Genomic DNA, 23,094 nt, shown 5'->3' with positions numbered 1-23,094 from the left:
GCTCCTAGTTTTTATTGTGCCCGTCGTAGGGCGTATGCAAGGCGATACCCGCATCAAAGCCGGTATTCATCAGTTCAACCAACATCAGCGCCGTCAGCCCCCAGATCTTGAAGCCATTGAACCGATAGCTCGGGACGTACCAACTGCGGCCCTCGTAATCAATGCGGTGGGTCATTTCGCGCGGATCAGACATGAAAAATTCAACCGGAACGCGAAACACCTCTTCAATTTCACTGGCGTTGGGAATGATCTCGAACTGGTCGGGCACCACACCCACATAAGGCGTCACCTTGATGCCGAAGCGCGACACCAGCGAGTCCATCGGGCCAACGACATCCACCAGCTCCGGCAACAGGCCAATCTCTTCGTGCGCTTCGCGCAGCGCGGTAAAGCACAGATCGACGTCGCCCGGGTCTCGGCGACCACCGGGGAAGGCGACCTCGCCAGAATGGGTAGACAGTCGCTGCGAGCGCAGGGTGAGAATGATTTCCGGCTGCGGTTGCGAAGTGATGGCAATCAAGACGCCTGCTTCAGGCAGGCCGGGAGCCTTGATCTGGCGAGGGGTGTGCTGCATCACCCGCATGCGCATCTGTTCCAGCATGCATCATTTCCTCGTTTATTTTCTCAATCATGGCATGATCACTTGGGCAGAACCACCCGCACCACGGCGTGAATATCGTGCGATAGGTCACCGTGCAGCCGTCTGGTTTCTGCCCGCCAGCTCTTGCCCGCAGGCGACTCGATAAGCAAGATAGAGACCGAACGCCAAGCAGCCAGCCGGAAGCCATTCATGAAGTTCTGTAGCGAGTGCGGTCAAAGCGTGACCGCGCGCGTCCCCAACGGGGACACCCGTTCACGGTTCGTCTGCGACCATTGTCAGACTATTCATTATCAAAACCCGCGCATCGTCGCCGGCTGCCTTGCCGTGTACGACCAGCAGGTCTTGCTGTGCCGCCGAGCCATTGAGCCGCGGCTCGGCTACTGGACCCTGCCCGCAGGCTTCATGGAAAACGGCGAAACCACCGAAGAAGCCGCGCTGCGCGAAACCTGGGAAGAGGCCCGCGCCACCTTGCAACAGCAGGAGCTGTACATGCTGTTCAACTTGCCGCATATCAATCAGGTTTACATGTTTTTCCGTGGTGAGCTGGCCGATCTGGACTTCAGCGCCGGAGAGGAAAGCCTAGAGGTACGCCTGTTCCAAGAGCACGAGATCCCTTGGGACGAACTGGCCTTCCCCACCGTGGGCAAGACCCTCAAGCAATACTTCATCGACCGTCAGGAGCAGACCTTTCCTGTGCGCATCCGCGACATCCTCTATCGCCCGGGGCAAACGCGCCGATGAAGCTGCTCGCACTGCTGCTCAGCCTCTGCCTGTTCGCCCCTCCGCTGTGGGCCGGCCAGCCGCCTATTGATCGCGTGCTGATCAACAAGGCCGAACGTCGACTGCAGATTATCAGCGAGGGCCGCGTACTGCATGAGTACCGCATTTCACTGGGCCGCCAACCCGTGGGCCCCAAGCGCCAGCAAGGCGATCAGCGCACCCCGGAAGGCATCTACACCATCGACTGGCGGCACGAGAGCCCGCAGTACAACCTCAGCCTGCATCTGGACTACCCCAACCTTAAAGACCGCATGGCGTCCTATGAGGCCGGTATAGAAGACCCGGGTGGCATGATCATGATCCACGGCACACCGATTGATGAGGAATACCCGGAGTGGTACTTCAAGGGGCTGGACTGGACCAACGGCTGCATCGCCCTGAGCAACGCCGAAATGCGCGAACTATGGGAACTGGTGCCAGACGGCACCATCGTCGAAATTACCCCCTGAACGGCGGCTGCATCAGCGCACTCTCAAGCCGCCAGACGTCAAACGCAGGCTCCTCATAGGGGTGAGCCTGACGCAGCGCGGTAACCGCTGCCTCGATGCAATCGGCCGCGCACAGCATTTCAACCCGATACTCCTCAACCTGTTCAACCACGCCAGCCTGACCAATGAACGGCTGGCTGCCGTCCAGCGGCCTGAACTGCCCCGTGCCCAGTACCTGCCAGCTGCAGCAGTCGTAGTCGCCCAGGCGCCCCGCCCCAGCGGCAAACACCGCCTGCTTGACCTGTTCAACATGGCTGACGGGCACAAAGAAACATAATTTGAACACGGCTATCACCCTCTCATCGGCATTAGATTGGCTACGCTTTGGTTATCGGTAAGGAGGAAAACCGGATCATGGCCATCGATAGCAACCGCCTGCTGCTTGAACTGGAAAAACAGCGCCGCGAAATCAATCGCAGCATTATCAACCCCGCCATCCCGCAACTGAGCCTGGAAGCACTGACGCCACTGCTTAACATGGTTGGCCAAGCCCGCAAGGACTATCTGTGCGGTCTGTTGAACCTGGCCGACACCTGTAAGGGGCACGCCCCCAGCAGTGAGCAAATCAACGAACTGCGCACCCTGCGACAGACCTACGATGAACTGGTCACCGCCGCGAACGCGCTGGAAACCGCGATTCAGCGCGACTATCTGGACGTGATCACGACGCGCCGCTGAGCGCGCGCAGGCAGACCTGCTCCTGCTCTGCAACCAGCACAGCCAGACGTTCAGCAGGCAGCTGCGCCAGCAGCGCATAGCGGCGAGCACCCCAAACCATCAGGTGCAAGGCCTCAATTTGCTCTGCTGGAGGCATGCCCGGCAAATCCGGGCACGCCTCCAGCACCCGCTGCCAGATACCCAACAGCTCAGCATAAGCCCTCTGCTGGTGCTTCTGCTCAGCAATCACCGGCTCCAACTCCAGCATCTGCGGATGGAACCAGGCCGCCTCACCGGCCACGCCGCCAAGCAGGCGCACAAGCCGACCGACACGCTCCTGCCAGTCCAGCCCAGTCGGCTCAATCGCCTGTTGTTCAACCGCCTGCAGCAAACGCTCGATGCAGTGACGCACATACCCCGAGTGCAGCGCCTCCTTGCTGGGAAAGTAATCGTAGAGGGTACCGACGGCGACGCCGGCCTCCAGCGCCACCGCACGGGTGGTGACGCGCTCCCAGCCATCACGCTGCCAAATCCGAACATAGGTGTCGAAAATCGCCTGCACCGTCATCTTGGCGCGCCCCTGAGTTGGGCGTTTGAGCGGCTTGTTGCGAGACTGAGCGGGGCTGTTCTTGCTGGTCATGGAATCCGAACCCTGTAAACACACTGACAGGCTACAGTCATCCCACTACCGAATCACCCCTTTTGAGGAGCGCCCATGACTGTCATCAGCCAACTGCAGAATAACAAGAAGGACCTTAATCAGGTTCGCGTCGTCACTCAGCCGATGCCGGAACTGAAGCAAGGTGAAGCGCTGCTGCGCATTAGCCGCCTGGCCCTGACCACCAACAACATTACCTACGCCGCCTTCGGTGAAACCCCGCATCTGCGCTACTGGGACTTCTTCCCCACCGGCGCCGCCGAGTGGTTCCACATGCCGGCCTGGGGCTTTGCCGAAATCGTCGAGAGCACGGTTGAAGGTTTGGCTGTGGGTGAACGCTTTTACGGCTACTGGCCGATTGCATCGCACGTCATCATGAACCCGGTACGCGTTTCCGAGCGCGGTTTCTACGACGGCATTCCGCATCGACTGGAGCTGACCTCGGCCTACAACCAGTACCAGCGCATCAGCACCGATGCAGCCTACCGCGCCACCGATGAGAACTATCAGATGCTGCTGCGTCCGCTGTTCATCACCTCGTTCATGCTGGCCGACTTCCTCGAAGACAACAACTTCTTCGGCGCCCGCCAGATCATCGTCTCCAGCGCCTCCAGCAAGACCGCATACGGCACTGCCTTCTGCCTGGAGCAAAACGACAGCGTGGCACTGGTTGGCCTGACCTCCGGCGGCAATACCGACTTCGTTGCGCAACTGGGCTGCTACCAGCAGGCCGTTGCCTACAACGACGTTGAGCAGCTGGATGCCAGCATTCCGACCCTGTACGTCGACTTCTCTGGCAACGTCGACCTGCGCAACCGCATTCACGAACACTTCAAGGACAGCCTGGTCTACGACTGCTACGCCGGTTCAGCACAGAACCACGAGCACCTGAGCGCTGCTGAAACCCCGGTACACGGCCCGGCACCGCAGCCGTACTTTGCGCCTTACCAGATCAAGAAGCGCAACGCCGACTGGGGTGCTGCCGAGGTCACCCGCAAGTTCAACGAAGCCCAACTGGCGTTTATCGAACGCGTGCAGAACCCGACCGCACCCTGGATGAACGTCATCGAGCACGCGGGTCTGGAGCAAGGCAAGACACTGGTTGAGGATCTGGTCGGCGGGCGCATTGACCCGAAGGCAGGTCACGCGGTTGTGCTCGACTGAGCACATTAAGAGGGGGCACCCGCGCAGGTGCCCTTTGGAGAGTCAGAGGGCGAGTTTGTCGTCTGCCTGCATACACTGACTCTCTACCATTTCCACGCGCCGCTGGCCCGATGCCCTTGCATAGGCCGCCATCATTCCGCGGACCTCCGGGCTGGCGATTTTGCGGAACAGCACCATGTTCTGCGCCATATCCATCAACTCGTCATCATTCAGGCCCTGCATGAGTGCCTGACTACTGTTCTTTTCCTTGCTCAACCGCAGCACTTTCTGGCCGCCAGAACTCTGGAAGTACTCGGCCAACGTGCGCATTTCATCCTCGCTGAGCAGTTGCTCATACATCGGCCGCATGTCTTCGAGCAGCGCATCGACCGTCATGATTTTCTGCACACACGCCAGTTCACGGACACGATCAGGGTACTGCTGTTGCAGACCAAGCATTCCCTCGTCCACCTTCTGCCGCGCCATCTGAACGACACCAATCGACTCCATCAACGCGTAGTAGCTGCTTTGCTGCATTGGAGCAGGGCCATTGGCAGCACACCCTGCCAACCACAGCGGAAGCACCAGCACAGACAGCATAGTCAGGGAATAACGTGAAGACATACGGCACATCCTTGTACTAATTGAGCGACACCGGGTCAGTCGCAGCGCGACTTGACGATGGGATACCTGACCACCCTCGAGCAGGCCAAGCAGGGTCATGGATTTGCAAGCCTCAAGAGTATGCCGCATTTGCGCTGGGCCGCGGACGCCAATACCACCGCCCCCTCCGCCACTGCCCGGTGCATTGCTGGACCTTGCAGCCTCGCCAGCCGTGGCATCAAGGACTCCATCAACTCAGAGGCAGCGGCAAGTTCCGCCTCGCTCGCCTCAGGCTTACCGTTGCGCCAGCGATCAAGACGCATTTTCTGACCCGTTGGCGATCGATAAAAGACGGTAAGCTGCTCAATTTCTTCAGTCCCCAACACCTCGCGATAGGTCGGCGCCAGCTGGAAGACAATACGTTCCGCGGTGACCTCACCCATCATGCACTGGTAGTAACTCGCTTTGGCGGGCTCGCGCGCAATCGCCGCCAGAAAGTCCCGATCCAGCCCCGCCTGAATGGTAGAGCGAATCCCCATCACCTCCAGCATAGTGAGCACTTCGGGGTCGGCAGGAGCTGCCGCGGGTGCTGCGTTCTTCTCTGGAAACGCCACTGACTCAGGAGTCATGTTTTGAGGACTGACGCAAGCAAACAGAGGACAGCAAAAAGTAAAAACCACCAGAGCACGGTGCATTTAACGTTCCTTGTAAGGCAACCAAAGCGACCCGAAGATAACACGAGAGAAACAGACGTGTACTCAACTTCCCATGCCCGGCGCTCTGTCCAATCTGCTACCTGCCGCCCATAACATGTTCAAGGACCGCGAGCTTCAGCATCTAACGCAATACTTGGAGCCTCACCGGCAACAAACCGTCGCGAACTCTGCCGATACGGCTAAACGCCGACTTCGACAGATCGATCACCCTACCACGCACAAAGGGCCCACGATCGTTGATTCTGACGACTACCGATTTGCCGTTATCCAGATTGGTGACCCGCACCCGCGTGCCGAACGGCAAGGTGCGATGTGCAGCGCTCAGCACATCGTGCCGATAGCGTTCGCCATTGGCGGTTTTGCGATTCTGAAACACATCGGCGTAATAGGATGCCTTCCCGGTTTCACTGACTCGCCCACCGGCAGTCCCGCCAGAGAAATGACTGCAGCCACCCAGCGCCAGCAACACCATGCACAAAGCGAGTATTTTCACGAAAAAGCCCCCTGCAGCGAGTCCAGACGCCCCTCTGGGAGGCAACAGTCGCATAGACCGCCCCAGCCGCTGCAAGGTTCATAAAAAAGGGGGCGCCTGAGCGCCCCTTTTCGTAGTGCAACAGCACAGTTCAGCGTGCGCTGGACCGGCTGGCCTCATCCAACATTTTATCTACATCAATATCAAAGCTTTCCATGCGCGGCGGGTACTCCTGCAAGGTCTGCATGAACTCTGCGACCTTCTGAGTAGCGACACCCAAGGTCCAGGAGTGGTTTTCCTGCCACTCATCGTAACCACGCGCCTCGTGGAAACGCTCGAAGGGATCCAGCTTGAGGTTAGTGATATAGGGCGTGACCAGATTGTCTTGCACGCCGTTGAACCAGCGCTTCTGATCCTTGAACAGGAATTTCCAGTCACCGTAACGCAGGCCATGCAACGTGGTCTCGGTGAAATAGAAGAACTCCTTGCGTGCGCTCGGCCCTTGCTGGGTCAGCAGCGCGGTCTGGTCGTAGCCGTCCAGATGCACCTTGTAGCGCTTGCCGCCAATGCGAGCACCGCTCAGCAGTTGCTGTTTCAGATCAGGCTGACCAAGCATCGACATAATGGTCGGCATCCAGTCTTCCATGGTCATGAACTCACCGGTGGAGACGCCCGCCGGGATATGGCCAGGCCAGCGCACGACCATCGGAACGCGGAAGCCGCCCTCGTAGCCGCCAACCCCTTTCTCACCGTGGAACGGTTGGTTGCCGCCGTCGGGCCAGCTGTTGGAGGCTGCACCATTGTCGGTGGAGAACATCACCAGCGTATTGTCTGCCACGCCCAGCTCGTCCAGCAGGTCGAGCAGTTCGCCAACGTCGTCGTCCATTTCCATCATGCCGTCAGCGTAGAGGCCATAGCCACTGCGACCTGAGTAATGGTCATTGAGGTTGGTGCGATAGTGCATGCGAGTGGTGTTGTGCCAAACAAAGAACGGTTTGCCCGCCTTGACCGCATCGGTGATGAAGCGCTTGGACTCGACTAGTACTTCCTCGTCGAGGTTGCGCTGACGCTCCTGACCAAAGGGGCCGAGATCCTCGATCTTCTGCTGACCATTCTCCAGCGCCCAGGAGTGGGTAACCCCGCGCTGAGCAAACTGCTTGGCCACTTCCGGGTCTTTCGGGAAGTCATATTGCTCCGGGTACTCACCGGCGTTCAGGTGATACAGAATGCCGAAGAACTCGTCGAAACCGTGGGCGGTCGGCAGATGCTCGTCCAGATCGCCCAAATGATTCTTGCCAAATTGGCCGGTGGTGTAGCCCAGCGGTTTAAGCATCTCGGCCAGTGTTGGATCTTCCTTGCTCAAGCCAATCGGCGAGCCCGGCAGACCAACGGTACTTAGACCAACGCGGATTGGATACTGCCCGGTGATAAACGCCGCGCGACCAGCGGTGCAGGATGCCTGGGCGTAATGATCCATAAAGATCATGCCGTCATTGGCAATACGGTCAATGTTGGGTGTCGTCCCGCCCATCATGCCGCGGTGATAGGCGGTGATAGGCGCTGATGTTCCACATACCAACATCATCGCCCCAGATAACCAGAATGTTCGGCTTGGGCGCATCCTCAGCCCATGCGGCTACCGAACATAGACTCAAAACCAACCCGGCAGCACCCGCACGCAACAGTGCCCGCCCCTTTCTCAATAGACTCATTTCCTTGCCTCCATTAGCAGCAGTCCGTCGTCAAAAACGACTGCCCGCAGCCTAGTACAAATTCCACCTTTGTGCTCTAGAACAACGCTCCCGGGCGGACAGACGGCAACTCACCAAGCCGAGCCGGCCTGAATGTAAAACGCCGACTCCTCGGGGCCTTCGGCGACATCGAGCCCCATCCAGAAGCCGTACTGCTGCAATACTTGGTAACGAACCCCGGCACCACGGTTGGTCGACGACGAACCACTGCCGATATCAGCAAAATTGTCAGCGGTGCGCCCCAGCCCGGCAAACAGGTTGAACTTCCAGTTTGGTCGCCACTTCCAGGTCAGCTCGGCTTCGCTGACCAGTACCGCCTCACCCTGATAGCGCGTAGAGGAGATCCCGCGCAGATCAACCGAAGGTAAGACGTACGGCGGCAGGTTGCTGTCGCCGGACACCGAGTCGTACTGAACACGGAAAGCAAAGTCCCAGCGCGGCGACAACTCCCAGTAGTTCAGACCATGCAAATGCAGGGCGTCGTAGTCCAGGTCACTGCCGATGGCTTTGTCGTAGCGGCTCAGATGCGCGACGTAGTTAAAACCCGCGGTTGGCCCAAGCGGGTTGTTGCGTGAGTCGTACTCCGCCACCAGCCCCAGCCCGGAGGTGGTGATGTCCCTCTCAAGATAACGTGCGACCAGGTCAACCGCCGCTGGCGGCACCTTGTTGACCTCCCGCGATCCGGTGTACGAGGTGTGCACTTCACGATAGATCTGGCGCACACCGGCGAACCAGTTGCTGTCGCGGTAGCGCATCGTCAGTTGCTGAAAGACGAAGGGGCCAACCAGATTCATCTCGACCGGATGCTTGAGGTTGATATTGCCCAGTGAATAGAAGTCGAGATTAAGGTCGCCGTAGAGCAGAAAGCCCTTGTAGCGCAACCGATCATCCATCCAGAACCCGAGATGCCCTATCCCCCCGCCCCTGGTTCCGTTGTCTGTGGCACCCAGTCCGATAAGCGATATGTTGCTCGGCAACACGCTGCCCTCACCACGCTCCCGCGCTGCAGCCTCCTCATCCGACTCATGAAACAGCAGGCCAGTGACCGCCAGACCATTGCCGACCGCAGGCTCGGTAATAATGGTCGGTACCGGTACAAAGCCGCCGGGCATCTTCGACAGCAGCCCCTTCGACTCATACACGCCGTCTTCCGGATCAATGATGTAATCGGTTTGCGACGCTGCCTGCGCTACTCCCGAAGCCGCCAGCCCGATTGCCAGCAGCGGAACCAGTTTCCGCATTCCCTATCCCCCAAACGCACCCCAAGACCAGACGCAGTTCGTCGGCCAACTATTGTTGTGTTTAGCACATAGAGGCCATTTCAGAGGTAAATCATCGGGCGGGTAGACAACATTCCGGTTGCTCGCGCACACGCAGAAAGCGCGCAAAGCGCGGCAAGCCGCCGGAGGTAAGCCCGTTGTAGCGATAGGTGACAACCGATCCAAGCGGCGGCGGCGCGAGCCGCAGCGCATCGTTCAGACCGCTGCCCAGACGAAACCGCCGGGCCTGGTCATCCTCAACGACCAGCGCGCCCACCTGTCCCAGATACTTGCCTTGACCGGCGGTGTACCCCACTACGCGCGCCTCGGCATCTTCATAGGGCTTGTACTTGAGCAACGCCTGACTGCGCCCCGGCAGATACCGAGCATCTGCTCGATGCAGCATCAGCCCCTCACCTCCGGCCTGAACTACCTCGGCAAGACGCCGATCCAGCGCATCAGCATCGCGCACTCGAAACTGCTCTACTGGCTCCAGTGCGGGCAGCTGCAGCGCGGCCAATGCCCTCATAGCCACGACCCGATCAGAAAATGCACCGCCATGCTCCGGCAGATCAAACACCATAAAGCGCACCGCCCGCCAAGCGGCAGCATCAGGTTGCGTGCGGCGCACCAGCGCACTGACCTCATCAAAACGCCCGCGTCCCAGCCACAGCTCACCGTCCATAACGATCGTCGGCCAGTCACGGGTAAAGCCCTCCGGCGTATGGATGCGGTAGCCGCTCCGGCTCAGCAACTGCTGACCATCCCAACGAGCGCGAACGCCATCGAGCTTTTCACTTATCCAGTAGTCAGTAACGGAGACATCGCCGCGATAGACCCCAGCGAGCATCAGGGCCCTGTCAGCATGCACCGCAATGGGGAGACAACAGACCAGCAGCGTCAGCGCCAGCTGACGAAAGAGACAGCGCACGAGAACCTCCCTGCTCTCTGCAGCACGTAATCAGTCAAAGTCGAGCATCAAGCCCCATTGGAAACAACTGTCGGCGGCGCCAGAACAGAAACGGGTCACATCTCACCCCGTCATTGCTGCAGGGCATCACAGCCCTTTTCGCGCACGCTGCACCGCCGCTTCCACCGACGCAATCGCCCGCGGATTATTTTTCCAACAACTGCTGCGCAGCATACCAGCTACTCGCTCCGCGACTTCCTGCGCGGAGTGAGCGGCAAGCAGCTCAAAGGAGTCCAGACCAATTTCTTCAAAGCGTTGCACTACCGTCGGGCCAACCCCTTTTAGCGCCAGCAGCGCAGTGCGCTCAGCATCACTGAATGCCATCGGATTCCACCTCCGCCAATTGCCTTACTTCGATATACCAGCGCGGTTGCATGGCGTCGAAGTCCGTCCGTACGTTTGCAGGCAGATAACTTGCAGAATCCAGCACCCGCATATCAGGGCCTGTGCGCTCAAACACCACCCAGTGCCAGAACGGCCGCCCGCATTCAACGTGGTACTTGATCGCCAGCAACGCCAGATCCGGCAGCGCCAGCCAGGATTCGAAGGGTTGCTCGGTTGGCGATACGACAAGGTCGCCCGTCGCCAGCAAGCGCCGCACATAATGCGTGTCGGACCACAAGGATTCATCCTCAGCAAAGATGCCCATGGCGTTGGCTATGGCCTTCATCTGCGCATAGCTGTGGCCCAGCAATACAGCGGCAGAGGCGATACCGCACCCGGTGGTTTGCTCCTGAATGATCGGCTGCAACACGTCAGGCAACCGCGCCGTTCAGCGACCGAGCGTAACGCTCCCGGGTCAGCATCCAGGACAACGCCCCAAGCCAGATCACCGACACGCCGTAATTGATCCGCTGATACAGCCCAAATGCCTCACCCGACTCCACCGCCGCCGCCATCATCGGCATCACCACCAACGAAAGAATCAGGCAAACAACAGAGAACCAGCTGAACGGGGCAGAGCGCAGCACTGAGCGGGCAAGGTAAACCCAGAGGAGATTGGCCAGCGTCAGCGATGCAAACATCACCAACCCGGACAGGTTATGCAGCACCTGATCACGCGACGGCTCAACCGGAGCGCAGCCCGGATCGCAGACAAACACGCCGGCACCGATGCTCGCCAGACCATGCAACCCAATCAACATGCCCGACAACCGTCCCAACCGGGACGTCGGCAACATCGCGCAGACGGCCCCACCAAACATCATGAACAGCACGCCCAGCGGGAAGTTGTTGATGAACGGCGACAGCAGATGGGTCGGCGCATCCACCGCTCCAAGCTCGCTCATGGCCTGATCAACATGGCTGTAGTCAGAATAAAGAGAACCGGTAATCAGCACACCCAAGAACAACCAGACGGGGATCATCATCCCGGAGAACAGCGCGTGTTTTTTCATCAGATCACGTCCTGTCGGTAAGAGTCCCAGAAGGTCGTCCGGGTCAGAATACAGGACTGGCACTATAACAACCTCGCCTCTGCAGAACAGCTCTGGCGTCTGATTCTCGCGGCAAGAAAAGCGCAATTCCCATGCACGATCTACACTCGAACAGACTTGGTTAAACCACCCATCCGACACCCCCAACGCGAGGGACATTGCATGGAAACTCGGACTCTGATGCGCATGCTGGGCGCCAGTCTGATCTGCGCCAGCGCGCCGGCCAGCTGGGCCGCAACCACTGAAGAGAACGCCCCAACCAACCCGCTGAAAGACGCCTATTTCGGTGAACAGCATGTACACACCGGTGTCTCGATGGACGCCTTCATCGCGGGCAACCGGCTTACGCCGGACGACGCTTACCGCTTCGCCAAAGGCGAAGAAATCATGGTCAATGGCAGCCTGCACCGAATCAAGCGGCCACTTGATTTCGTTGCGGTAACCGACCACTCCGAGTTCATGGGCGAGGCGTACAGCCTGATGAACGAAGGCGCTCCGGGGTATGACGATGAGGTCGCCGTGGCTTTCCGTGAAGCCCCCAACCTGCAAACCGCCCTGCTGCTGTACAACAAGTATGTGCTGACCCCTCTGGCCGGTGGCGGCGACCCGCATCCGGCATTCTTCCAGGGCGAAGAAGCCATCAAGTCCACTTGGCGAAAGAATTTTGAAGCCACCGAGAAGCACTACCAGCCGGGCGTGTTTACCACCATCCATGCCTATGAGTGGACCTCTGCTCCGGGCGGCGCAAACCAGCATCGTAACGTGTTCTTCCGTGACAGCAATGTTCCGGATTTGCCCTTCTCGTCTAACGAAGGCGCAGACCCTGAGCAACTCTGGGCCTGGATGCAGACACAGCGTAACGATGGCAAAAAGGTATTTGCCATTCCGCACAACTCCAACGAGTCCAAGGGCCTGCTGTTCGCAGAGGCCAGCCTGAGCGGCGTGCCCATCGGCCGGGAATACGCCGAAACCCGCGCCAGCATGGAACCGCTGATCGAGATGATGCAGGTAAAAGGCAACTCCGAGGTCATCCCCAACTTCTGGCCAAACGACGAGTTCGCCGACTTTGAAAATGCCGTCACGATTCAGATGTTCAACGGCCGCACCTTCATCAAGGAAAACTACGTGCGCTACGGCCTTGGACGCGGCATCAAGTACCACGCCCAGTTCGGCGTAAACCCGTTCAAGTACGGCTTTGTCGGCGGCACCGATAGCCACAACGGCACGCCCAGCAACGTGGAAGAGGACAACTACACCGTCGGCAGCCACGGCTATGCAGACCGCACTGCGCAGGTCCGTGCGGTGTCCATGCTCGAAGGTGAGATGCGCATTGCGGACGCCAGTCCCGGTGCGCTGACTGCGGTCTGGGCAGAATCCAACACCCGCGGCGCCATCTGGGACTCGATGCTCGCCAAGGAAACCTTCGCCACCAGCGGCCCGCGCATGAAGGTCCGTGTGTTTGCCGGCCAAGGCTTCGCCAGCAGCTATCCCAGCTATGAGGCCCTGGTGGCCGACGGCTACGCCAAAGGCGTCCCGATGGGCGGGGACTACACCGGCAGCGAAGCCCCTCAGTTCCTGCTCTGGGCGATGAAGGACCCGATCGGCCCCAATCTTGATCGCATACAGATCATCAAGGGCTGGTACGAGAACGGCGAAATGCAGGACACCGTGTATGACGTCGTCGCGTCTGGCGACCGCCTGCAGGCTGATGGCAGCGTCACCCCAATCGACGCGCCGATCAACATGCAAACCGGGGCATTCAACAGAGAAAAAGGCGATCCTGTATTGACCGGTGTGTGGACCGACCCGGATTGGGACCCGAAGCAGGAAGCCTTCTACTACGTCCGCGTACTGCAGCTGCCGACCGCTCGCTGGACCCTCTACGACGAGCTGCGCTCCGGGGTGAGCTACCCGGAAGACGTCAAACGCGAGCTGGTCGAGCGTGCCTGGGCATCCCCGATCTGGCACGAGGTGAACTAAGACCATGCTGAAAGAGATTGTCAGAGAACCCCTCGTCCACTTTGTCGTCGCGGGGGGCCTGCTGTTTGGCGCCTGGTCCTGGTTGGCACCGACCGAAGACACCGCTGTTGATGGCGACGTGATCGTGCTGGATCAGGCCCGACTCGATCACCTCGAAACCCTGTGGAAGGCCCAGTGGAAACACGATCCTTCACCAGAGGATGTAAAAGCCATCATCGACCGCCATCTGCGTCAGGAAGTGTTCTACCGCGAAGCCCTGCGTATGGGGCTGGATCACGAAGACGACATCATCCGCACGCGTCTGGCGCAGAAGATGGAGGCAGTCGCCAGCGACCTCAGCGCCCTGATGCAGCCACCGACCGACCAACAGTTGCGCGCATTTTATGCCGAGCGCCCTGACCTGTTTACCCTGCCACAGGGCTTTGCGTTCCGTCAGGTGCTGTACCTTCCGGCCGAGGCCGATGCCACCAACCTGCAGCAAGCACTGCAGGACCTGCAGGCGGGTGGCGATGTACCGGAAGCCCAGCGGAACAAGCTCGGCATCGCCCAGGACTGGCCGCTCAGCCCCGCTCAGGGCATCGAAAACGCCTTCGGCGGTGACTTCGCCAAGGCACTGGCTGACCTGCCAGTCGGCAGCTGGGCAGGACCAGTGCGATCGGGCCTTGGCCTGCATCTGGTGTACGTAACCGAAAGCCAGGCCCGACAACTCGCCGCGTTCGAAGATATACGCGAGTTTGTGGCCCGCCAGTACGAGTACTACAGCGTGATGGATACACAGGACCGGGTCTTCCTGGAACTGTTGAATAAATATCACGTTGAGATCAGCGCCGACGGCGTGCCGGACCACGTGCGTGAGGAGTACGCCAAACGATGATCAGACGCGCACTCCTGCCATTGCTGCTCTGCCTGCTCTGCGTCAGCTTCACCGCTCAAGCCCACGAAATCAGACCAGCCTACCTGCAGATCGATGAGACCGCCCCGCAGCAGTACGAGTTGGTGTGGAAGGTCCCCACCAACAACGGCATGGTGCAGGACATCCGTCCCAGCTTCGCGCCGAGCTTCACGCTCACGCCAATACCGGGTGAAACCGTCGTCAACGGCTTCGTACTGTTTCGCTACCGCCTGAGCGGTGACCGCTCGCTGGCTGGCAGCAGCCTGCAGATCAGCAATCTTGACCGCACCGCCATCGACGCACTGGTGAACGTTAGCCTGATCGATGGCAGCCACTACAGCTTCCTGCTGAGGCCACGCGACAACAGCGCCGAGATTCCGGAAACCCCGGCGGCCTGGCGCGTTGTGCAGACCTACTCCGTGCTCGGCATTGAGCACATTCTCGCGGGGATCGACCATCTGGCCTTTGTCGCCGCGCTAATGCTCATCGTGCGCGGTTGGCCGATGCTGCTCAAGACGGTGACTGCCTTTACCGTCGCTCACTCGATCACGCTAGGGCTGGCCACCCTGGGTTACGTATCCTTGCCACCGCCGCCAGTCGAGGCGCTGATCGCGCTGAGTATCTTGCTGGTTGCGGCCGAAGCGGTGCACCTGCGCCGAGGCAAACGTAGTTTGGCAACCCGCTGGCCCTGGCTGATCGCCTTTGCCTTCGGCTTGCTGCACGGCTTCGGGTTTGCCGGCGCGCTGCAGGAGATCGGCTTGCCGCAATCCGATATTCCGCTGGCGCTGCTGTTCTTCAATGTCGGCGTGGAGATCGGCCAGTTGCTGTTCATCGCCGCGCTGCTGGGGCTAGCCAATCTGCTGAGCAAGCTCGGCAGATTGCCGCAACAGGCTCCGACTGCTGCGGCCTACGGCATCGGCGCCCTCGCGGCCTTCTGGGTGATCGAACGGGTCGACGTGATGTTCTTCTAACCCCTCAACCTGAGCAGCGCGCATCAGCGCCTGCTCAGCATGACCTTGATCGCCGCGATACCAAAGTGCGTCTGACTGCTGAGATAACCGCAGTACTTCGGCAAACCGTCGTCCACGTCTGCCTGGCGACGGTTGTAGAAGATATGCAGCGCCGGCTGCGGCGCCAGAGACGGATCACTCAGATTGGCAGTGGGAATGACAACCAGCGCAGGCATCAGCGGAATGTTCAGTCGCTCGATGGCGGGCTTGCCGCATTGGGTACAGCATCCGCGCTTGAGCATTGGCGGTTGTTGGTGTGCCCGAAAGGCCACCGTGCTCTCATCGTGCAAATGCACATCCCGGGCATAAAACACGGTGATATCGGCGAACGCCGCCTGATTGAACGCCTGACAGATCAGGCAATGGCAGAAACCACGCACAAGTGGTCGGCCAGAAATAGAGAAACGTGCGTGTCCGCACTGGCATTGCCCTGAGGTATTAAAGCTATCGGCCATGATTGTTATTCCTGTTGAGAACCGGCTGCGCTGTTAGGCCATGCTAACCAAACAGCCATGCGCACACTTGTCATTTCCCGCTACGAGACCAGCACCAACACGCCGCGCACAAACCCCAAGCAATCGGCCTGCGCTATACTGCGCCGAAATCACAGAATTGGGCTTTTTATGAAAGTGTGCGGTGTTGACCTCAACAGTAACGATGCGAATCTCTGCCTCCTGTCACTGGAGGACGAACTGTTTCAGCTACCGGATTTCCGCTCGCGCCGTCTGAGTTTGACGAGCACCCACAACGCCAGCGACCTGCGCTATTTCCAGCAGACCTTTGCCAAGCTGATGGAGGACTACAAGGTAGATACCGTGGTCATTCGCCAGCGCCCCATTAAAGGCAAGTTTGCCGGCGGCGCCGTCGGCTTCAAGCTCGAAGCCGCCATTGAACTGATTGCAGACCTTGATGTGGTCATCATGTCGCCGACCGACATCAAGGAATCGATCAAGCGCAACCCGATTGCGGTTCCCTTCGCTGAAACCGGCCTGAAGGCCTATCAAGAAACCGCCTTCAATACCGCCTATGCCTATCTGATGCAGGCGAAATACGCCGACTGACCAGTGCTACATCGGCGTCAGGGCTACTTCCACCCCTGGCGCCAACGCTCAACATCCTTCAGCTCGCGCCAGTCGATCGAATACTGGCTTTTGGTCAACACCGCCTCCAGCAGGCACGACAACACAGCGCCCTCCTCGTCGTACTCGACCTCAACCACCATAAAGTGCTTTTCCCGCTTGACCGGCGTGACAGCGGTCCACTTGCTGTGCAGCAACTTTGCTGGATTGATTTGATTCATTCGCTCTCCACTTTTCACCCGGGTGTCACGCCGGCACGCCTGCCATCGGATACAGGGCTACCAGCGTATGTCGATGGGCGTGCCCGGCACCACCAAAGACAGAAATTCGTCCATCTGGGTATTGGTAATCGCAATGCAGCCGTCAGTCCAATCAAAGTGCTGCAACACCGGGGCGAACCAGCCAAAGCCATTGCGCTGCCCGTGAACCATGATAAATCCACCGGGGCTAACGCCGCGCGCAGAGGCCTGTAGGGTGTCCGCCTCATTCGGGTAACTGATGTGCATGGAGCGGTAGTAGCTGGACGCCTCGTTCTTGTAATCCAGAACATAGCGCCCCTCGGGCGTTTTCTGGTCGCCCTCCTGCATCTTGTGCCCCTGCGGCGAGCCGCCCAGCGAAATGGCATACACCGCGACCACTCGCTCTCCATCCAGCAACCGCATCTGGCGCTCTGATTTGTCGACCTGCACCAGATCAACCGCTGCAGAGCAAAAGACGGGCAGACACCAACAACACACAAACAGCAGACGTCGACAGGAGATCACTTTCGCCATCCGCAAGCGCAGACGGATGAGATTACGCCAACTTGAAGCGCTTGTGCGCATTGCACTGCTCATCGTGAAATCTCACCACCGGATCGCGCGAAAAGTCCTTACCAATAGACTTCAGATAATGCACAACAGAGACGTCTTGCGACGCCGCCTCATACACTTGCTCCCAACTCCGGTACTCGTCTGTTTCACACACCAGTGGGCTAGACACCTTGATGGTCTTGATGCCCAACCGGTACGGTTTAGGGCTGAGGCGCGCGCGGAAACAGCGCTGCTTGCTGGATAGAATTATGTACAGCCAGTCGACGTTAATCTTCTGCATGATCCGGGTGCTGCGCGGCTCTGCAGGATCCAGATACTGCTTGCCAATCACCCGCACGCCATTTGCCGTCTCATAGATTCTGAAATCGCAGCCCAACTCTGGCAGCTTGGCAACGGCCTGTTCGAACTTGAAGACGATCCGCTCCTTCTTCGTCATCTTCCGGGCTGCGCCAAACCTGTCCCAGAAGCTTTTGGGGTAGTCGTCCAAATCGAGAATGGTGTACTGGTCTGTATTCAGAATTTTGGCGCCATAGCGGCAGACCGTAACCACATTGGATCGATCGATTACCCGAGCCACATGCTCCTTGATCCCCGCTTCGTACTCATCACGCGCGTCGCGGGTCTCTATGCGTTTCTCAATGCCACGGGCCAGAACAGAAGCCTGCGCACTGGCAGCCTCCTTAGACTCGTTCGACCCAACCAGCAGGCTGATCTCTTCCGGCTGCCCGGCGACGCGAATACGGTGGGTTTCTTTTACCCAGTACTTGAAATACTTCACTCCTGACATCCTTGTGCGATTAACAATTTCGGCTTATCCCTACAGCGACGATACAACACCAGCAAGCAATCACGACACAGACATCAAGCCCGAAATCCCGGAGCACGGTGCATCTTCTCGTAGCACACCGTCATGCCTGACTGTCGCGAGATAAGCAACGATGGTGCAGCCATGAAAAAATGATCAACAGCAGCGGAATGCCAATCAAGGCAAATGCAAGAAATACCATCCACCCCAGCGGCAGCTCAGCAAACACGGCAAAAAACTCAACAAAGCTGTCGGGCAGTTTTTTCCAGTTGCGCACATAAGCGACACTCGCCGTAAAAACCAGGCCATTAATGGCGAGCATACACAGAGCGTATATGCATGTTGCCCAACTCAGCGCGGAGAACTTGGCAGGCCGAATAATCAAATAGCTCCAAAAACACAGAAGCCCCAGGGAGAAAGCCGTCGCCCCCCAGGCAACCTCATCTCTGAGGTAATAGAAAAACAGATAGTGTGCGTAGGAGAGGTCGTAAAACGCAAAAAAGCCAAGAGCTTCGGGCTTGTCCAACAAAGCATTGGACACACTGGCATAACAGAGCGGCGCCAAAATAAGGACCAGCAACAGCGGAAAAATCCGTTTCATCGCACCCTCCAACCGGCGCATTCCATTGTGATAAAGCCGATCCGGCGCGTCTCAAAAACGATCAAGCCATACAATCAAACATCGGCATTTTTTGTGAAAAGCGAGCCAACACTTCAGCACTCAGACGTCTTTAACTACCCTAACGATACTCACACCACCAACAGCATAACGGGCGATGAACAGTACTCAATTCATCAACCTTGACTCTCACGGTCACGATACAGCCCAGTAATCCTTGTCACACAACCAACGGCTACTTTCCTGTCGCCTTCATGGCAAAAAAACTCGACCCCGGGAAAAATGCGCGCCCGGTGTACCAGGGCCCTCATCTCGTCCGCTACAACCGTCATGCGCGCGCAAAGAAAGGTCGAGAGCGGCAAGGGTTCATACTGGGAAAGGCTGTCTCCCGAGGCGGAAACAAAGTCAGGCCAGATCATGAAAAGCTCACGAGCGTCTTCGTCTGTAGCGTAGGAAAAATCCCAGCGAATGCCGTTGCACACCGGCGTGCTGCGGCCACCCTCTGCCTCGGTGAAAATACGAATGCGCGCCTCAAAGTCGTCAGCAACCGCATAAAGACGATCCATGTCAGCGCGCCCTCGCCCTGAGCCAACCGACAACGACCAGACAAAGCCCCGCCATCAGCGCGGACAACCGACACTGCGCCCAATCAACTGAGCCGTCGCTGCTCGGCACCACTTTCATAAATTCCGCACCGCCCTCCCCTTGCCCAAGATCCACCGGCAACAAACCCGCTGCGTATGCAGCCAGGGCATAAAAGAGCAGCAGGCAACCACTGACGAACAGCACTTTATTCAACCTGATTCACCTTACACCTGCGCCAAGGAAACTAACGCCGCCGACGGTTTGGCCTACTTAGGGCGTGAATTCGCTGAGCCTTGGCCCACACGTATCTCACCACCCGTAACATCATCAAACCGCATTGAGGTGTCCAGCCAGAAGCCGAAGTTGCACTCATTCAGGCCGCAAACAACAGGGCAGCCAGCTCCATACAGAGCAATCTCTCTAACCGGTAAGCCATCGTCGTCAAACTCCACTAACCAGGCGGTCACTTCCTGCAGCCGCTGGTCATAGCCAGGGCTTGTCCGGGGAATAAAAAACAATAGCGCTCTAAGCGCTGTATCAAGAGCGCCACGTTTGCTAAAACCTGTGGCCTTCGTTGCTCGCGGATATCTCACGCTATCACCCTTGCAGACTGCAGCCCCGACGCCCCCAACCAGCCTCAATAACACTCACTGAGCGCTCTGCCCAAGGGCCTGAGCCAACCACACTCAAGACAACCACTTACGTGCCAAGACTGCAACGGGCTATGGCAGCTTGGGCAGGGCGGCGCGACGGCGATGCAGTTATGGCCCATCCTGTGGTCCACATAGTCTTGCGCGGCTGCAAGCCCAAGCCCTTCAAGTAAGGAGATCTCTTGCGCATAGGCGTCAGGGGCAACCTTGCTCAGGGCCATAACGGTCTGGATCGATACCTCTATGCCGCGATGAATTTTCACTCCGCAACGTATGCAATCTTCAAAGTCGTAAGTTGTTTGCATCAGCAATACCACGTTCGGCTGAACAGTGCCTGGAGTGTCATATGCGATCTCACGTGATGCCCCACATGCGAACCACTTACTTCTAGGCGGTACCCGCAGGTCGAGAAGCAGTTGCAAAGAAATAGGCCATAGACAACGGCCCCACCACTAGCCAGCTCGACAAAAAAGGAAAAAGTTAGCCCACACCGGCTGAACATAAGACGGTCAAAATACTATCAATCAAGCAGGGGCGAGCGCGGAACGACACAAACGATCTGGGAAAAGCAAATGATGCACCAGCGCAAATGCATCATCTATTCAAAACCGATTCAAGCCAACTTAAAAACCGGAATGCACTTTTAGTTTCATATCCGGCCCTATTCGGCACGTAATAGCACAACCCAGAGTCGACCGAACGAGTACCGAACTGTTTAAGACGATTAGCCTCAACCAGCCCCTTAGTGAGGGTCGTCGAACAGAACACGAGCCCGTTACCCAGCACCGCCTCCTGAATACCAAAAAACTCTTGATCAAATTTTTTTACTTTAAACTGTGAGCGATCCAACCCGTTGACCTTCAACCAGGCTTCTAGTGGAGGATCCGGCAATGCCTTGTTTTTCCACTCAGTTGTAAAAAGGGTAATGGTGTCCTCCGACCAGTTCGGCGATGCCATTTCATAGGCGCCAAACACATCGAATAACTCATGAGAGAGAATATTGGCGCCATCTGTGACTGAGGCATCACCAAACCGAACAGGAATGATGTATGACTGGCTATCGACTGCTTCGCCAGTGGATATTTCCACAGAAATATCGGGATTGGCTTCTTCAAATTGATGCTGATATGGGATCAGAACCATGGCGGCCAGCGATGATGTTGTCGTCACCCTGACGGAACTACCCGCCTCCATCAGTTCATCCAAAGCGTTGTCGATTATCCTAAATCCATCGGACAGCGCTTGAGCTAGTTTCAAACCAGCTCCGGAGAGCGATATCCGCCTTCCCCGCCGATGAAACAGGTTTACATTTAATCGACTCTCCAAGTTACTGACGTGGTGTGAAATTGCTGTTGGCGTCAGCGAAAGCTCTTCTGCAGCCAGCTTAAAGCTGCCCCGGCGAGCGGCCGCCTCAAAGGCCTTAAGCGCCTGTAATGATACCTGCAAAGCCAATCCCTCCTAACCGACCACAAGCGCGTCGACAACCTAGATGATTTAAACTCACCTGCAAGTACAGTCTTTTCGTTTGTACCCGTCAATACCGGCTTACAAAATAGCTTCTGTCATTAAACAACAGAGGCAAGAAACATGAGCACGTTACTGCACATCGATTCCAGTGTTAGAGCCGCGAAGAACACCAATCCGGATCATGACTCCATCTCCAAAAACATCGCTCTACAGTTCATTAATACTTGGCGAAATAATAGACCAGACGATGAATACATTTATCGAGATGTTGGTGTAAACCCTCCTGCGTTCATTACACAGGACTGGATTGGCGCAGTATTTACTCCTGAAAACACAAGAAGTCTGGAACAGAAGCAGCTGCTGGCGTTATCAGACGAGCTCATTGCAGAAGTGGCCGCTGCAGACGTTATTTTGATCTCCTCGCCAATGTACAACTACGGCATGCCGGCTCAGCTAAAAGCATGGTTCGACCAAATCGTACGAATAAACAAGACGTTCGATTTCGATCTGGCGCGAGGCGACTTCCCGTTGCAACCTCTACTCTCAGGCAAGACACTAATCATAGTGACCTCAAGTGGAGAGTTTGGCTTTGAAAAAGGAGGAGTACGGGAAGATTCCGGTCACTTGTCGCCACACCTACGGACGTTGAGCAGGTACTTGGGAGTTGAAGAAATTTACGAGATCAGCTCCGAGTATCAAGAGTTTGGTGATGAGCGACACCGCGCCTCCCTGAAGAACGCTAGAGAGCAGGCATATCGCCTTGCGTCGGAGCTAAGCACTTCGATGCAAACGCCCGCGCCGATTAATGAGGCCACCAATGCATAGCCACATTAGTGATGACCTTCTCTACGCCCATGCCGACAGTGTCATAGATCTGGCTATTAGCAACGTCTCGGCAGGAGGCTTGCCGTTCTCAGCCATTATTGTGAATCAGAGCGGAAACATCATTGGTAAAGGGGTAAACCAGGTCGCCAGCCAGCTGGACTGTACCGCACATGCAGAAATCCAGGCGATTAGAGACGCTTCGCAGAATGAAAAAACGGCCTCCTTAAAAGGCACGACGTTAATTGCTTCAGGCGAGCCTTGCGCTCTATGCTATATGGCGATCCGGGTAGCCGGCATCATGAAGGTGCTGTTCATATCAGATAGACATGACGCGGAAAAGCATAGCTTCGACTATCTATGGACTTATAAATACCTGAAAAATGAGTTATTTAGTGACGTGAAAGCCACCCAACTGCAACACGACAGGAAGCTGCTCCCATTTCAGATAGCCGAAACCTGAGAGGCTGACTGAAAAGCTCGGGGCGCTTGTAGACTATATGGCCTGCGATGAACGGCATCCAGGCCGTATAAAATATGCGCGCAATACCGCGCTCTGCCGAAGCAAAGCCAATTCGAAGTAAAAAACCCCGGCCACATCCATGCCTTTTGCCGAATTAAACTCGCGCACCTTATATAAAATCCAAACAAAAAAACGACTCAAAAAAAGATGTTATATAACCCAAAGCAGACTCCAAACATGCCAGACAACAAAACCATGTATCGTTGAGCAACGCTGGCGTCTCTTGCGAACAAGCTAGGGAACAAGCGCTTACCGGTTACAGGTTACAGGTTACAGGTTACAGGTTACAGGTTACAGGTTACAGGTTACAGGTTAC

31 protein-coding genes are annotated in these 23,094 nt (G+C 57.4%); 10 read left to right on the top strand and 21 right to left on the bottom strand.

Annotation, left to right across the window (positions count from 1 at the left end; genetic code table 11):
- Nucleotides 1–4: 4 nt before the first annotated feature.
- On the bottom strand, nt 5–601 hold the full coding sequence (locus AAFM31_RS15870; protein ID WP_341708883.1) for a CoA pyrophosphatase: 597 nt from the start codon (nt 599–601) through the stop codon (nt 5–7).
- Nucleotides 602–790: 189 nt separating this feature from the next.
- On the opposite strand from AAFM31_RS15870, the gene AAFM31_RS15865 reads away from it, so the two are divergent.
- Complete coding sequence (locus AAFM31_RS15865; RefSeq protein WP_341708882.1) at nt 791–1,342, top strand: NUDIX hydrolase; 552 nt, start codon at nt 791–793, stop codon at nt 1,340–1,342.
- A complete protein-coding gene (locus AAFM31_RS15860) occupies nt 1,339–1,830 on the top strand; it encodes a L,D-transpeptidase family protein (RefSeq protein ID WP_341708881.1) in 492 nt (163 codons plus the stop codon). The genes AAFM31_RS15865 and AAFM31_RS15860 overlap by 4 nt, the downstream gene beginning before the upstream one ends.
- Here AAFM31_RS15860 and AAFM31_RS15855 read toward each other — a convergent pair.
- Entirely contained in the window at nt 1,820–2,155 is a 336-nt protein-coding gene (locus tag AAFM31_RS15855; RefSeq protein ID WP_341708880.1) for a YqfO family protein, read from the bottom strand. The two genes, AAFM31_RS15860 and AAFM31_RS15855, sit on opposite strands and share 11 nt — an antisense overlap.
- A 68-nt stretch (nt 2,156–2,223) precedes the next feature.
- Here AAFM31_RS15855 and AAFM31_RS15850 point away from each other — a divergent pair, with 68 nt between their 5' ends.
- Nucleotides 2,224–2,547 carry a hypothetical protein gene (locus AAFM31_RS15850; protein ID WP_341708879.1) on the top strand — a complete coding sequence of 108 codons (324 nt, stop codon included), beginning with the start codon at nt 2,224–2,226 and terminating at the stop codon, nt 2,545–2,547.
- Here the strand turns inward: AAFM31_RS15850 and AAFM31_RS15845 are convergent.
- Nucleotides 2,531–3,166 carry a TetR/AcrR family transcriptional regulator gene (locus AAFM31_RS15845; RefSeq protein WP_341708878.1) on the bottom strand — a complete coding sequence of 212 codons (636 nt, stop codon included), beginning with the start codon at nt 3,164–3,166 and terminating at the stop codon, nt 2,531–2,533. The two genes, AAFM31_RS15850 and AAFM31_RS15845, sit on opposite strands and share 17 nt — an antisense overlap.
- 75 nt (nt 3,167–3,241) lie before the next feature.
- Here AAFM31_RS15845 and AAFM31_RS15840 point away from each other — a divergent pair, with 75 nt between their 5' ends.
- The gene (locus tag AAFM31_RS15840) at nt 3,242–4,348 is read left to right on the top strand and encodes a DUF2855 family protein (RefSeq protein WP_341708877.1); all 1,107 of its coding nucleotides are present in this window, start codon (nt 3,242–3,244) and stop codon (nt 4,346–4,348) included.
- Nucleotides 4,349–4,390: 42 nt separating this feature from the next.
- Here AAFM31_RS15840 and AAFM31_RS15835 read toward each other — a convergent pair whose 3' ends face one another.
- The 10 genes from AAFM31_RS15835 to AAFM31_RS15790 form a co-directional block, all read right to left on the bottom strand.
- The gene (locus tag AAFM31_RS15835; RefSeq protein WP_341708876.1) at nt 4,391–4,951 is read right to left on the bottom strand and encodes a DUF2059 domain-containing protein; all 561 of its coding nucleotides are present in this window, start codon (nt 4,949–4,951) and stop codon (nt 4,391–4,393) included.
- 95 nt (nt 4,952–5,046) lie between these two features.
- Nucleotides 5,047–5,625, bottom strand: a complete 579-nt coding sequence (locus tag AAFM31_RS15830; RefSeq protein ID WP_341708875.1) for a DUF2059 domain-containing protein — start codon at nt 5,623–5,625, stop codon at nt 5,047–5,049.
- A gap of 142 nt (nt 5,626–5,767) precedes the next feature.
- Complete coding sequence (locus AAFM31_RS15825; RefSeq protein WP_341708895.1) at nt 5,768–6,118, bottom strand: septal ring lytic transglycosylase RlpA family protein; 351 nt, start codon at nt 6,116–6,118, stop codon at nt 5,768–5,770.
- 151 nt (nt 6,119–6,269) lie between these two features.
- Nucleotides 6,270–7,652 (bottom strand): sulfatase-like hydrolase/transferase, encoded by a 1,383-nt coding sequence (locus AAFM31_RS15820; RefSeq protein ID WP_341708874.1) that lies wholly within the window; start codon nt 7,650–7,652, stop codon nt 6,270–6,272.
- Nucleotides 7,624–7,830: a hypothetical protein gene (locus AAFM31_RS15815; RefSeq protein ID WP_341708873.1), complete on the bottom strand. Its 207-nt coding sequence runs from the start codon at nt 7,828–7,830 to the stop codon at nt 7,624–7,626. The genes AAFM31_RS15820 and AAFM31_RS15815 overlap by 29 nt, the downstream gene beginning before the upstream one ends.
- 110 nt (nt 7,831–7,940) lie before the next feature.
- Nucleotides 7,941–9,110: a glyceraldehyde-3-phosphate dehydrogenase gene (locus AAFM31_RS15810; RefSeq protein WP_341708872.1), complete on the bottom strand. Its 1,170-nt coding sequence runs from the start codon at nt 9,108–9,110 to the stop codon at nt 7,941–7,943.
- Between the two features lie 91 nt (nt 9,111–9,201).
- Nucleotides 9,202–10,059, bottom strand: coding sequence for a DNA ligase (locus AAFM31_RS15805; protein WP_341708871.1), 858 nt, complete (start codon nt 10,057–10,059; stop codon nt 9,202–9,204).
- A 126-nt stretch (nt 10,060–10,185) separates the two neighbouring features.
- The gene (locus AAFM31_RS15800; protein ID WP_341708870.1) at nt 10,186–10,422 is read right to left on the bottom strand and encodes a helix-hairpin-helix domain-containing protein; all 237 of its coding nucleotides are present in this window, start codon (nt 10,420–10,422) and stop codon (nt 10,186–10,188) included.
- On the bottom strand, nt 10,409–10,852 hold the full coding sequence (locus AAFM31_RS15795) for a hypothetical protein (protein WP_341708869.1): 444 nt from the start codon (nt 10,850–10,852) through the stop codon (nt 10,409–10,411). Before AAFM31_RS15795 ends, AAFM31_RS15800 begins: the two co-directional genes overlap by 14 nt.
- A 1-nt stretch (nt 10,853) precedes the next feature.
- Nucleotides 10,854–11,495 (bottom strand): DUF998 domain-containing protein, encoded by a 642-nt coding sequence (locus AAFM31_RS15790; protein WP_341708868.1) that lies wholly within the window; start codon nt 11,493–11,495, stop codon nt 10,854–10,856.
- Nucleotides 11,496–11,696: 201 nt separating this feature from the next.
- On the opposite strand from AAFM31_RS15790, the gene AAFM31_RS15785 reads away from it, so the two are divergent.
- Genes AAFM31_RS15785 through AAFM31_RS15775 form a run of 3 tightly spaced genes read left to right on the top strand, consistent with a single transcriptional unit; the run spans nt 11,697 to nt 15,377 of the window.
- On the top strand, nt 11,697–13,514 hold the full coding sequence (locus AAFM31_RS15785; protein ID WP_341708867.1) for a DUF3604 domain-containing protein: 1,818 nt from the start codon (nt 11,697–11,699) through the stop codon (nt 13,512–13,514).
- A gap of 4 nt (nt 13,515–13,518) precedes the next feature.
- Nucleotides 13,519–14,388, top strand: coding sequence for a peptidylprolyl isomerase (locus AAFM31_RS15780; RefSeq protein ID WP_341708866.1), 870 nt, complete (start codon nt 13,519–13,521; stop codon nt 14,386–14,388).
- Nucleotides 14,385–15,377, top strand: coding sequence for a HupE/UreJ family protein (locus AAFM31_RS15775; RefSeq protein ID WP_341708865.1), 993 nt, complete (start codon nt 14,385–14,387; stop codon nt 15,375–15,377). The genes AAFM31_RS15780 and AAFM31_RS15775 overlap by 4 nt, the downstream gene beginning before the upstream one ends.
- Before the next feature lie 23 nt (nt 15,378–15,400).
- Here AAFM31_RS15775 and AAFM31_RS15770 read toward each other — a convergent pair whose 3' ends face one another.
- Nucleotides 15,401–15,871, bottom strand: a complete 471-nt coding sequence (locus AAFM31_RS15770) for a GFA family protein (RefSeq protein ID WP_341708864.1) — start codon at nt 15,869–15,871, stop codon at nt 15,401–15,403.
- A gap of 57 nt (nt 15,872–15,928) precedes the next feature.
- Between AAFM31_RS15770 and AAFM31_RS15765 the strand changes: the two genes are divergently transcribed.
- The gene (locus AAFM31_RS15765) at nt 15,929–16,477 is read left to right on the top strand and encodes a DUF3010 family protein (RefSeq protein WP_341708863.1); all 549 of its coding nucleotides are present in this window, start codon (nt 15,929–15,931) and stop codon (nt 16,475–16,477) included.
- A 23-nt stretch (nt 16,478–16,500) separates the two neighbouring features.
- Here AAFM31_RS15765 and AAFM31_RS15760 read toward each other — a convergent pair whose 3' ends face one another.
- The 7 genes from AAFM31_RS15760 to AAFM31_RS15730 form a co-directional block, all read right to left on the bottom strand.
- Complete coding sequence (locus tag AAFM31_RS15760) at nt 16,501–16,716, bottom strand: TIGR02450 family Trp-rich protein (protein WP_341708862.1); 216 nt, start codon at nt 16,714–16,716, stop codon at nt 16,501–16,503.
- A 57-nt stretch (nt 16,717–16,773) separates the two neighbouring features.
- Nucleotides 16,774–17,184, bottom strand: coding sequence for a L,D-transpeptidase family protein (locus tag AAFM31_RS15755; protein ID WP_341708861.1), 411 nt, complete (start codon nt 17,182–17,184; stop codon nt 16,774–16,776).
- Between the two features lie 106 nt (nt 17,185–17,290).
- Nucleotides 17,291–18,085, bottom strand: coding sequence for a hypothetical protein (locus AAFM31_RS15750; protein ID WP_341708860.1), 795 nt, complete (start codon nt 18,083–18,085; stop codon nt 17,291–17,293).
- Between the two features lie 130 nt (nt 18,086–18,215).
- Complete coding sequence (locus AAFM31_RS15745) at nt 18,216–18,713, bottom strand: hypothetical protein (RefSeq protein ID WP_341708859.1); 498 nt, start codon at nt 18,711–18,713, stop codon at nt 18,216–18,218.
- Nucleotides 18,714–18,907: 194 nt separating this feature from the next.
- Nucleotides 18,908–19,297 carry a hypothetical protein gene (locus AAFM31_RS15740; protein WP_341708858.1) on the bottom strand — a complete coding sequence of 130 codons (390 nt, stop codon included), beginning with the start codon at nt 19,295–19,297 and terminating at the stop codon, nt 18,908–18,910.
- A 1-nt stretch (nt 19,298) separates the two neighbouring features.
- Entirely contained in the window at nt 19,299–19,529 is a 231-nt protein-coding gene (locus AAFM31_RS15735) for a hypothetical protein (protein WP_341708857.1), read from the bottom strand.
- Between the two features lie 1,031 nt (nt 19,530–20,560).
- Nucleotides 20,561–21,418 (bottom strand): LysR family transcriptional regulator, encoded by an 858-nt coding sequence (locus AAFM31_RS15730; protein WP_341708856.1) that lies wholly within the window; start codon nt 21,416–21,418, stop codon nt 20,561–20,563.
- Nucleotides 21,419–21,553: 135 nt separating this feature from the next.
- On the opposite strand from AAFM31_RS15730, the gene AAFM31_RS15725 reads away from it, so the two are divergent.
- The gene (locus tag AAFM31_RS15725) at nt 21,554–22,258 is read left to right on the top strand and encodes an NAD(P)H-dependent oxidoreductase (RefSeq protein ID WP_341708855.1); all 705 of its coding nucleotides are present in this window, start codon (nt 21,554–21,556) and stop codon (nt 22,256–22,258) included.
- A complete protein-coding gene (locus AAFM31_RS15720) occupies nt 22,251–22,718 on the top strand; it encodes a nucleoside deaminase (protein WP_341708854.1) in 468 nt (155 codons plus the stop codon). The genes AAFM31_RS15725 and AAFM31_RS15720 overlap by 8 nt, the downstream gene beginning before the upstream one ends.
- The last annotated feature ends 376 nt before the right edge of the window (nt 22,719–23,094 follow it).

This window comes from Halopseudomonas sp. (genome assembly GCF_038130085.1).
Classification (GTDB): Bacteria; Pseudomonadota; Gammaproteobacteria; order Pseudomonadales; family Pseudomonadaceae; genus Halopseudomonas.
This window is presented reverse-complemented; position numbering and strand designations above follow the sequence as displayed.

Excerpts from the sequence above, each read along its gene's own strand:
- AAFM31_RS15870 (WP_341708883.1), bottom strand. The coding sequence starts at position 601 with ATGCTGGAACAGATGCGCATGCGGGTGATGCAGCACACCCCTCGCCAG.
- AAFM31_RS15865 (WP_341708882.1), top strand. The coding sequence starts at position 791 with ATGAAGTTCTGTAGCGAGTGCGGTCAAAGCGTGACCGCGCGCGTCCCC.
- AAFM31_RS15860 (WP_341708881.1), top strand. The coding sequence starts at position 1,339 with ATGAAGCTGCTCGCACTGCTGCTCAGCCTCTGCCTGTTCGCCCCTCCG.
- AAFM31_RS15850 (WP_341708879.1), top strand. The coding sequence starts at position 2,224 with ATGGCCATCGATAGCAACCGCCTGCTGCTTGAACTGGAAAAACAGCGC.
- AAFM31_RS15845 (WP_341708878.1), bottom strand. The coding sequence starts at position 3,166 with ATGACCAGCAAGAACAGCCCCGCTCAGTCTCGCAACAAGCCGCTCAAA.
- AAFM31_RS15840 (WP_341708877.1), top strand. The coding sequence starts at position 3,242 with ATGACTGTCATCAGCCAACTGCAGAATAACAAGAAGGACCTTAATCAG.
- AAFM31_RS15835 (WP_341708876.1), bottom strand. The coding sequence starts at position 4,951 with ATGTCTTCACGTTATTCCCTGACTATGCTGTCTGTGCTGGTGCTTCCG.
- AAFM31_RS15830 (WP_341708875.1), bottom strand. The coding sequence starts at position 5,625 with ATGCACCGTGCTCTGGTGGTTTTTACTTTTTGCTGTCCTCTGTTTGCT.
- AAFM31_RS15825 (WP_341708895.1), bottom strand. The coding sequence starts at position 6,118 with ATGGTGTTGCTGGCGCTGGGTGGCTGCAGTCATTTCTCTGGCGGGACT.
- AAFM31_RS15820 (WP_341708874.1), bottom strand. The coding sequence starts at position 7,652 with ATGATGGGCGGGACGACACCCAACATTGACCGTATTGCCAATGACGGC.
- AAFM31_RS15815 (WP_341708873.1), bottom strand. The coding sequence starts at position 7,830 with ATGAGTCTATTGAGAAAGGGGCGGGCACTGTTGCGTGCGGGTGCTGCC.
- AAFM31_RS15810 (WP_341708872.1), bottom strand. The coding sequence starts at position 9,110 with ATGCGGAAACTGGTTCCGCTGCTGGCAATCGGGCTGGCGGCTTCGGGA.
- AAFM31_RS15800 (WP_341708870.1), bottom strand. The coding sequence starts at position 10,422 with ATGGCATTCAGTGATGCTGAGCGCACTGCGCTGCTGGCGCTAAAAGGG.
- AAFM31_RS15790 (WP_341708868.1), bottom strand. The coding sequence starts at position 11,495 with ATGAAAAAACACGCGCTGTTCTCCGGGATGATGATCCCCGTCTGGTTG.
- AAFM31_RS15785 (WP_341708867.1), top strand. The coding sequence starts at position 11,697 with ATGGAAACTCGGACTCTGATGCGCATGCTGGGCGCCAGTCTGATCTGC.
- AAFM31_RS15780 (WP_341708866.1), top strand. The coding sequence starts at position 13,519 with ATGCTGAAAGAGATTGTCAGAGAACCCCTCGTCCACTTTGTCGTCGCG.
- AAFM31_RS15775 (WP_341708865.1), top strand. The coding sequence starts at position 14,385 with ATGATCAGACGCGCACTCCTGCCATTGCTGCTCTGCCTGCTCTGCGTC.
- AAFM31_RS15770 (WP_341708864.1), bottom strand. The coding sequence starts at position 15,871 with ATGGCCGATAGCTTTAATACCTCAGGGCAATGCCAGTGCGGACACGCA.
- AAFM31_RS15765 (WP_341708863.1), top strand. The coding sequence starts at position 15,929 with ATGCGCACACTTGTCATTTCCCGCTACGAGACCAGCACCAACACGCCG.
- AAFM31_RS15760 (WP_341708862.1), bottom strand. The coding sequence starts at position 16,716 with ATGAATCAAATCAATCCAGCAAAGTTGCTGCACAGCAAGTGGACCGCT.
- AAFM31_RS15745 (WP_341708859.1), bottom strand. The coding sequence starts at position 18,713 with ATGAAACGGATTTTTCCGCTGTTGCTGGTCCTTATTTTGGCGCCGCTC.
- AAFM31_RS15740 (WP_341708858.1), bottom strand. The coding sequence starts at position 19,297 with ATGGATCGTCTTTATGCGGTTGCTGACGACTTTGAGGCGCGCATTCGT.
- AAFM31_RS15725 (WP_341708855.1), top strand. The coding sequence starts at position 21,554 with ATGAGCACGTTACTGCACATCGATTCCAGTGTTAGAGCCGCGAAGAAC.
- AAFM31_RS15720 (WP_341708854.1), top strand. The coding sequence starts at position 22,251 with ATGCATAGCCACATTAGTGATGACCTTCTCTACGCCCATGCCGACAGT.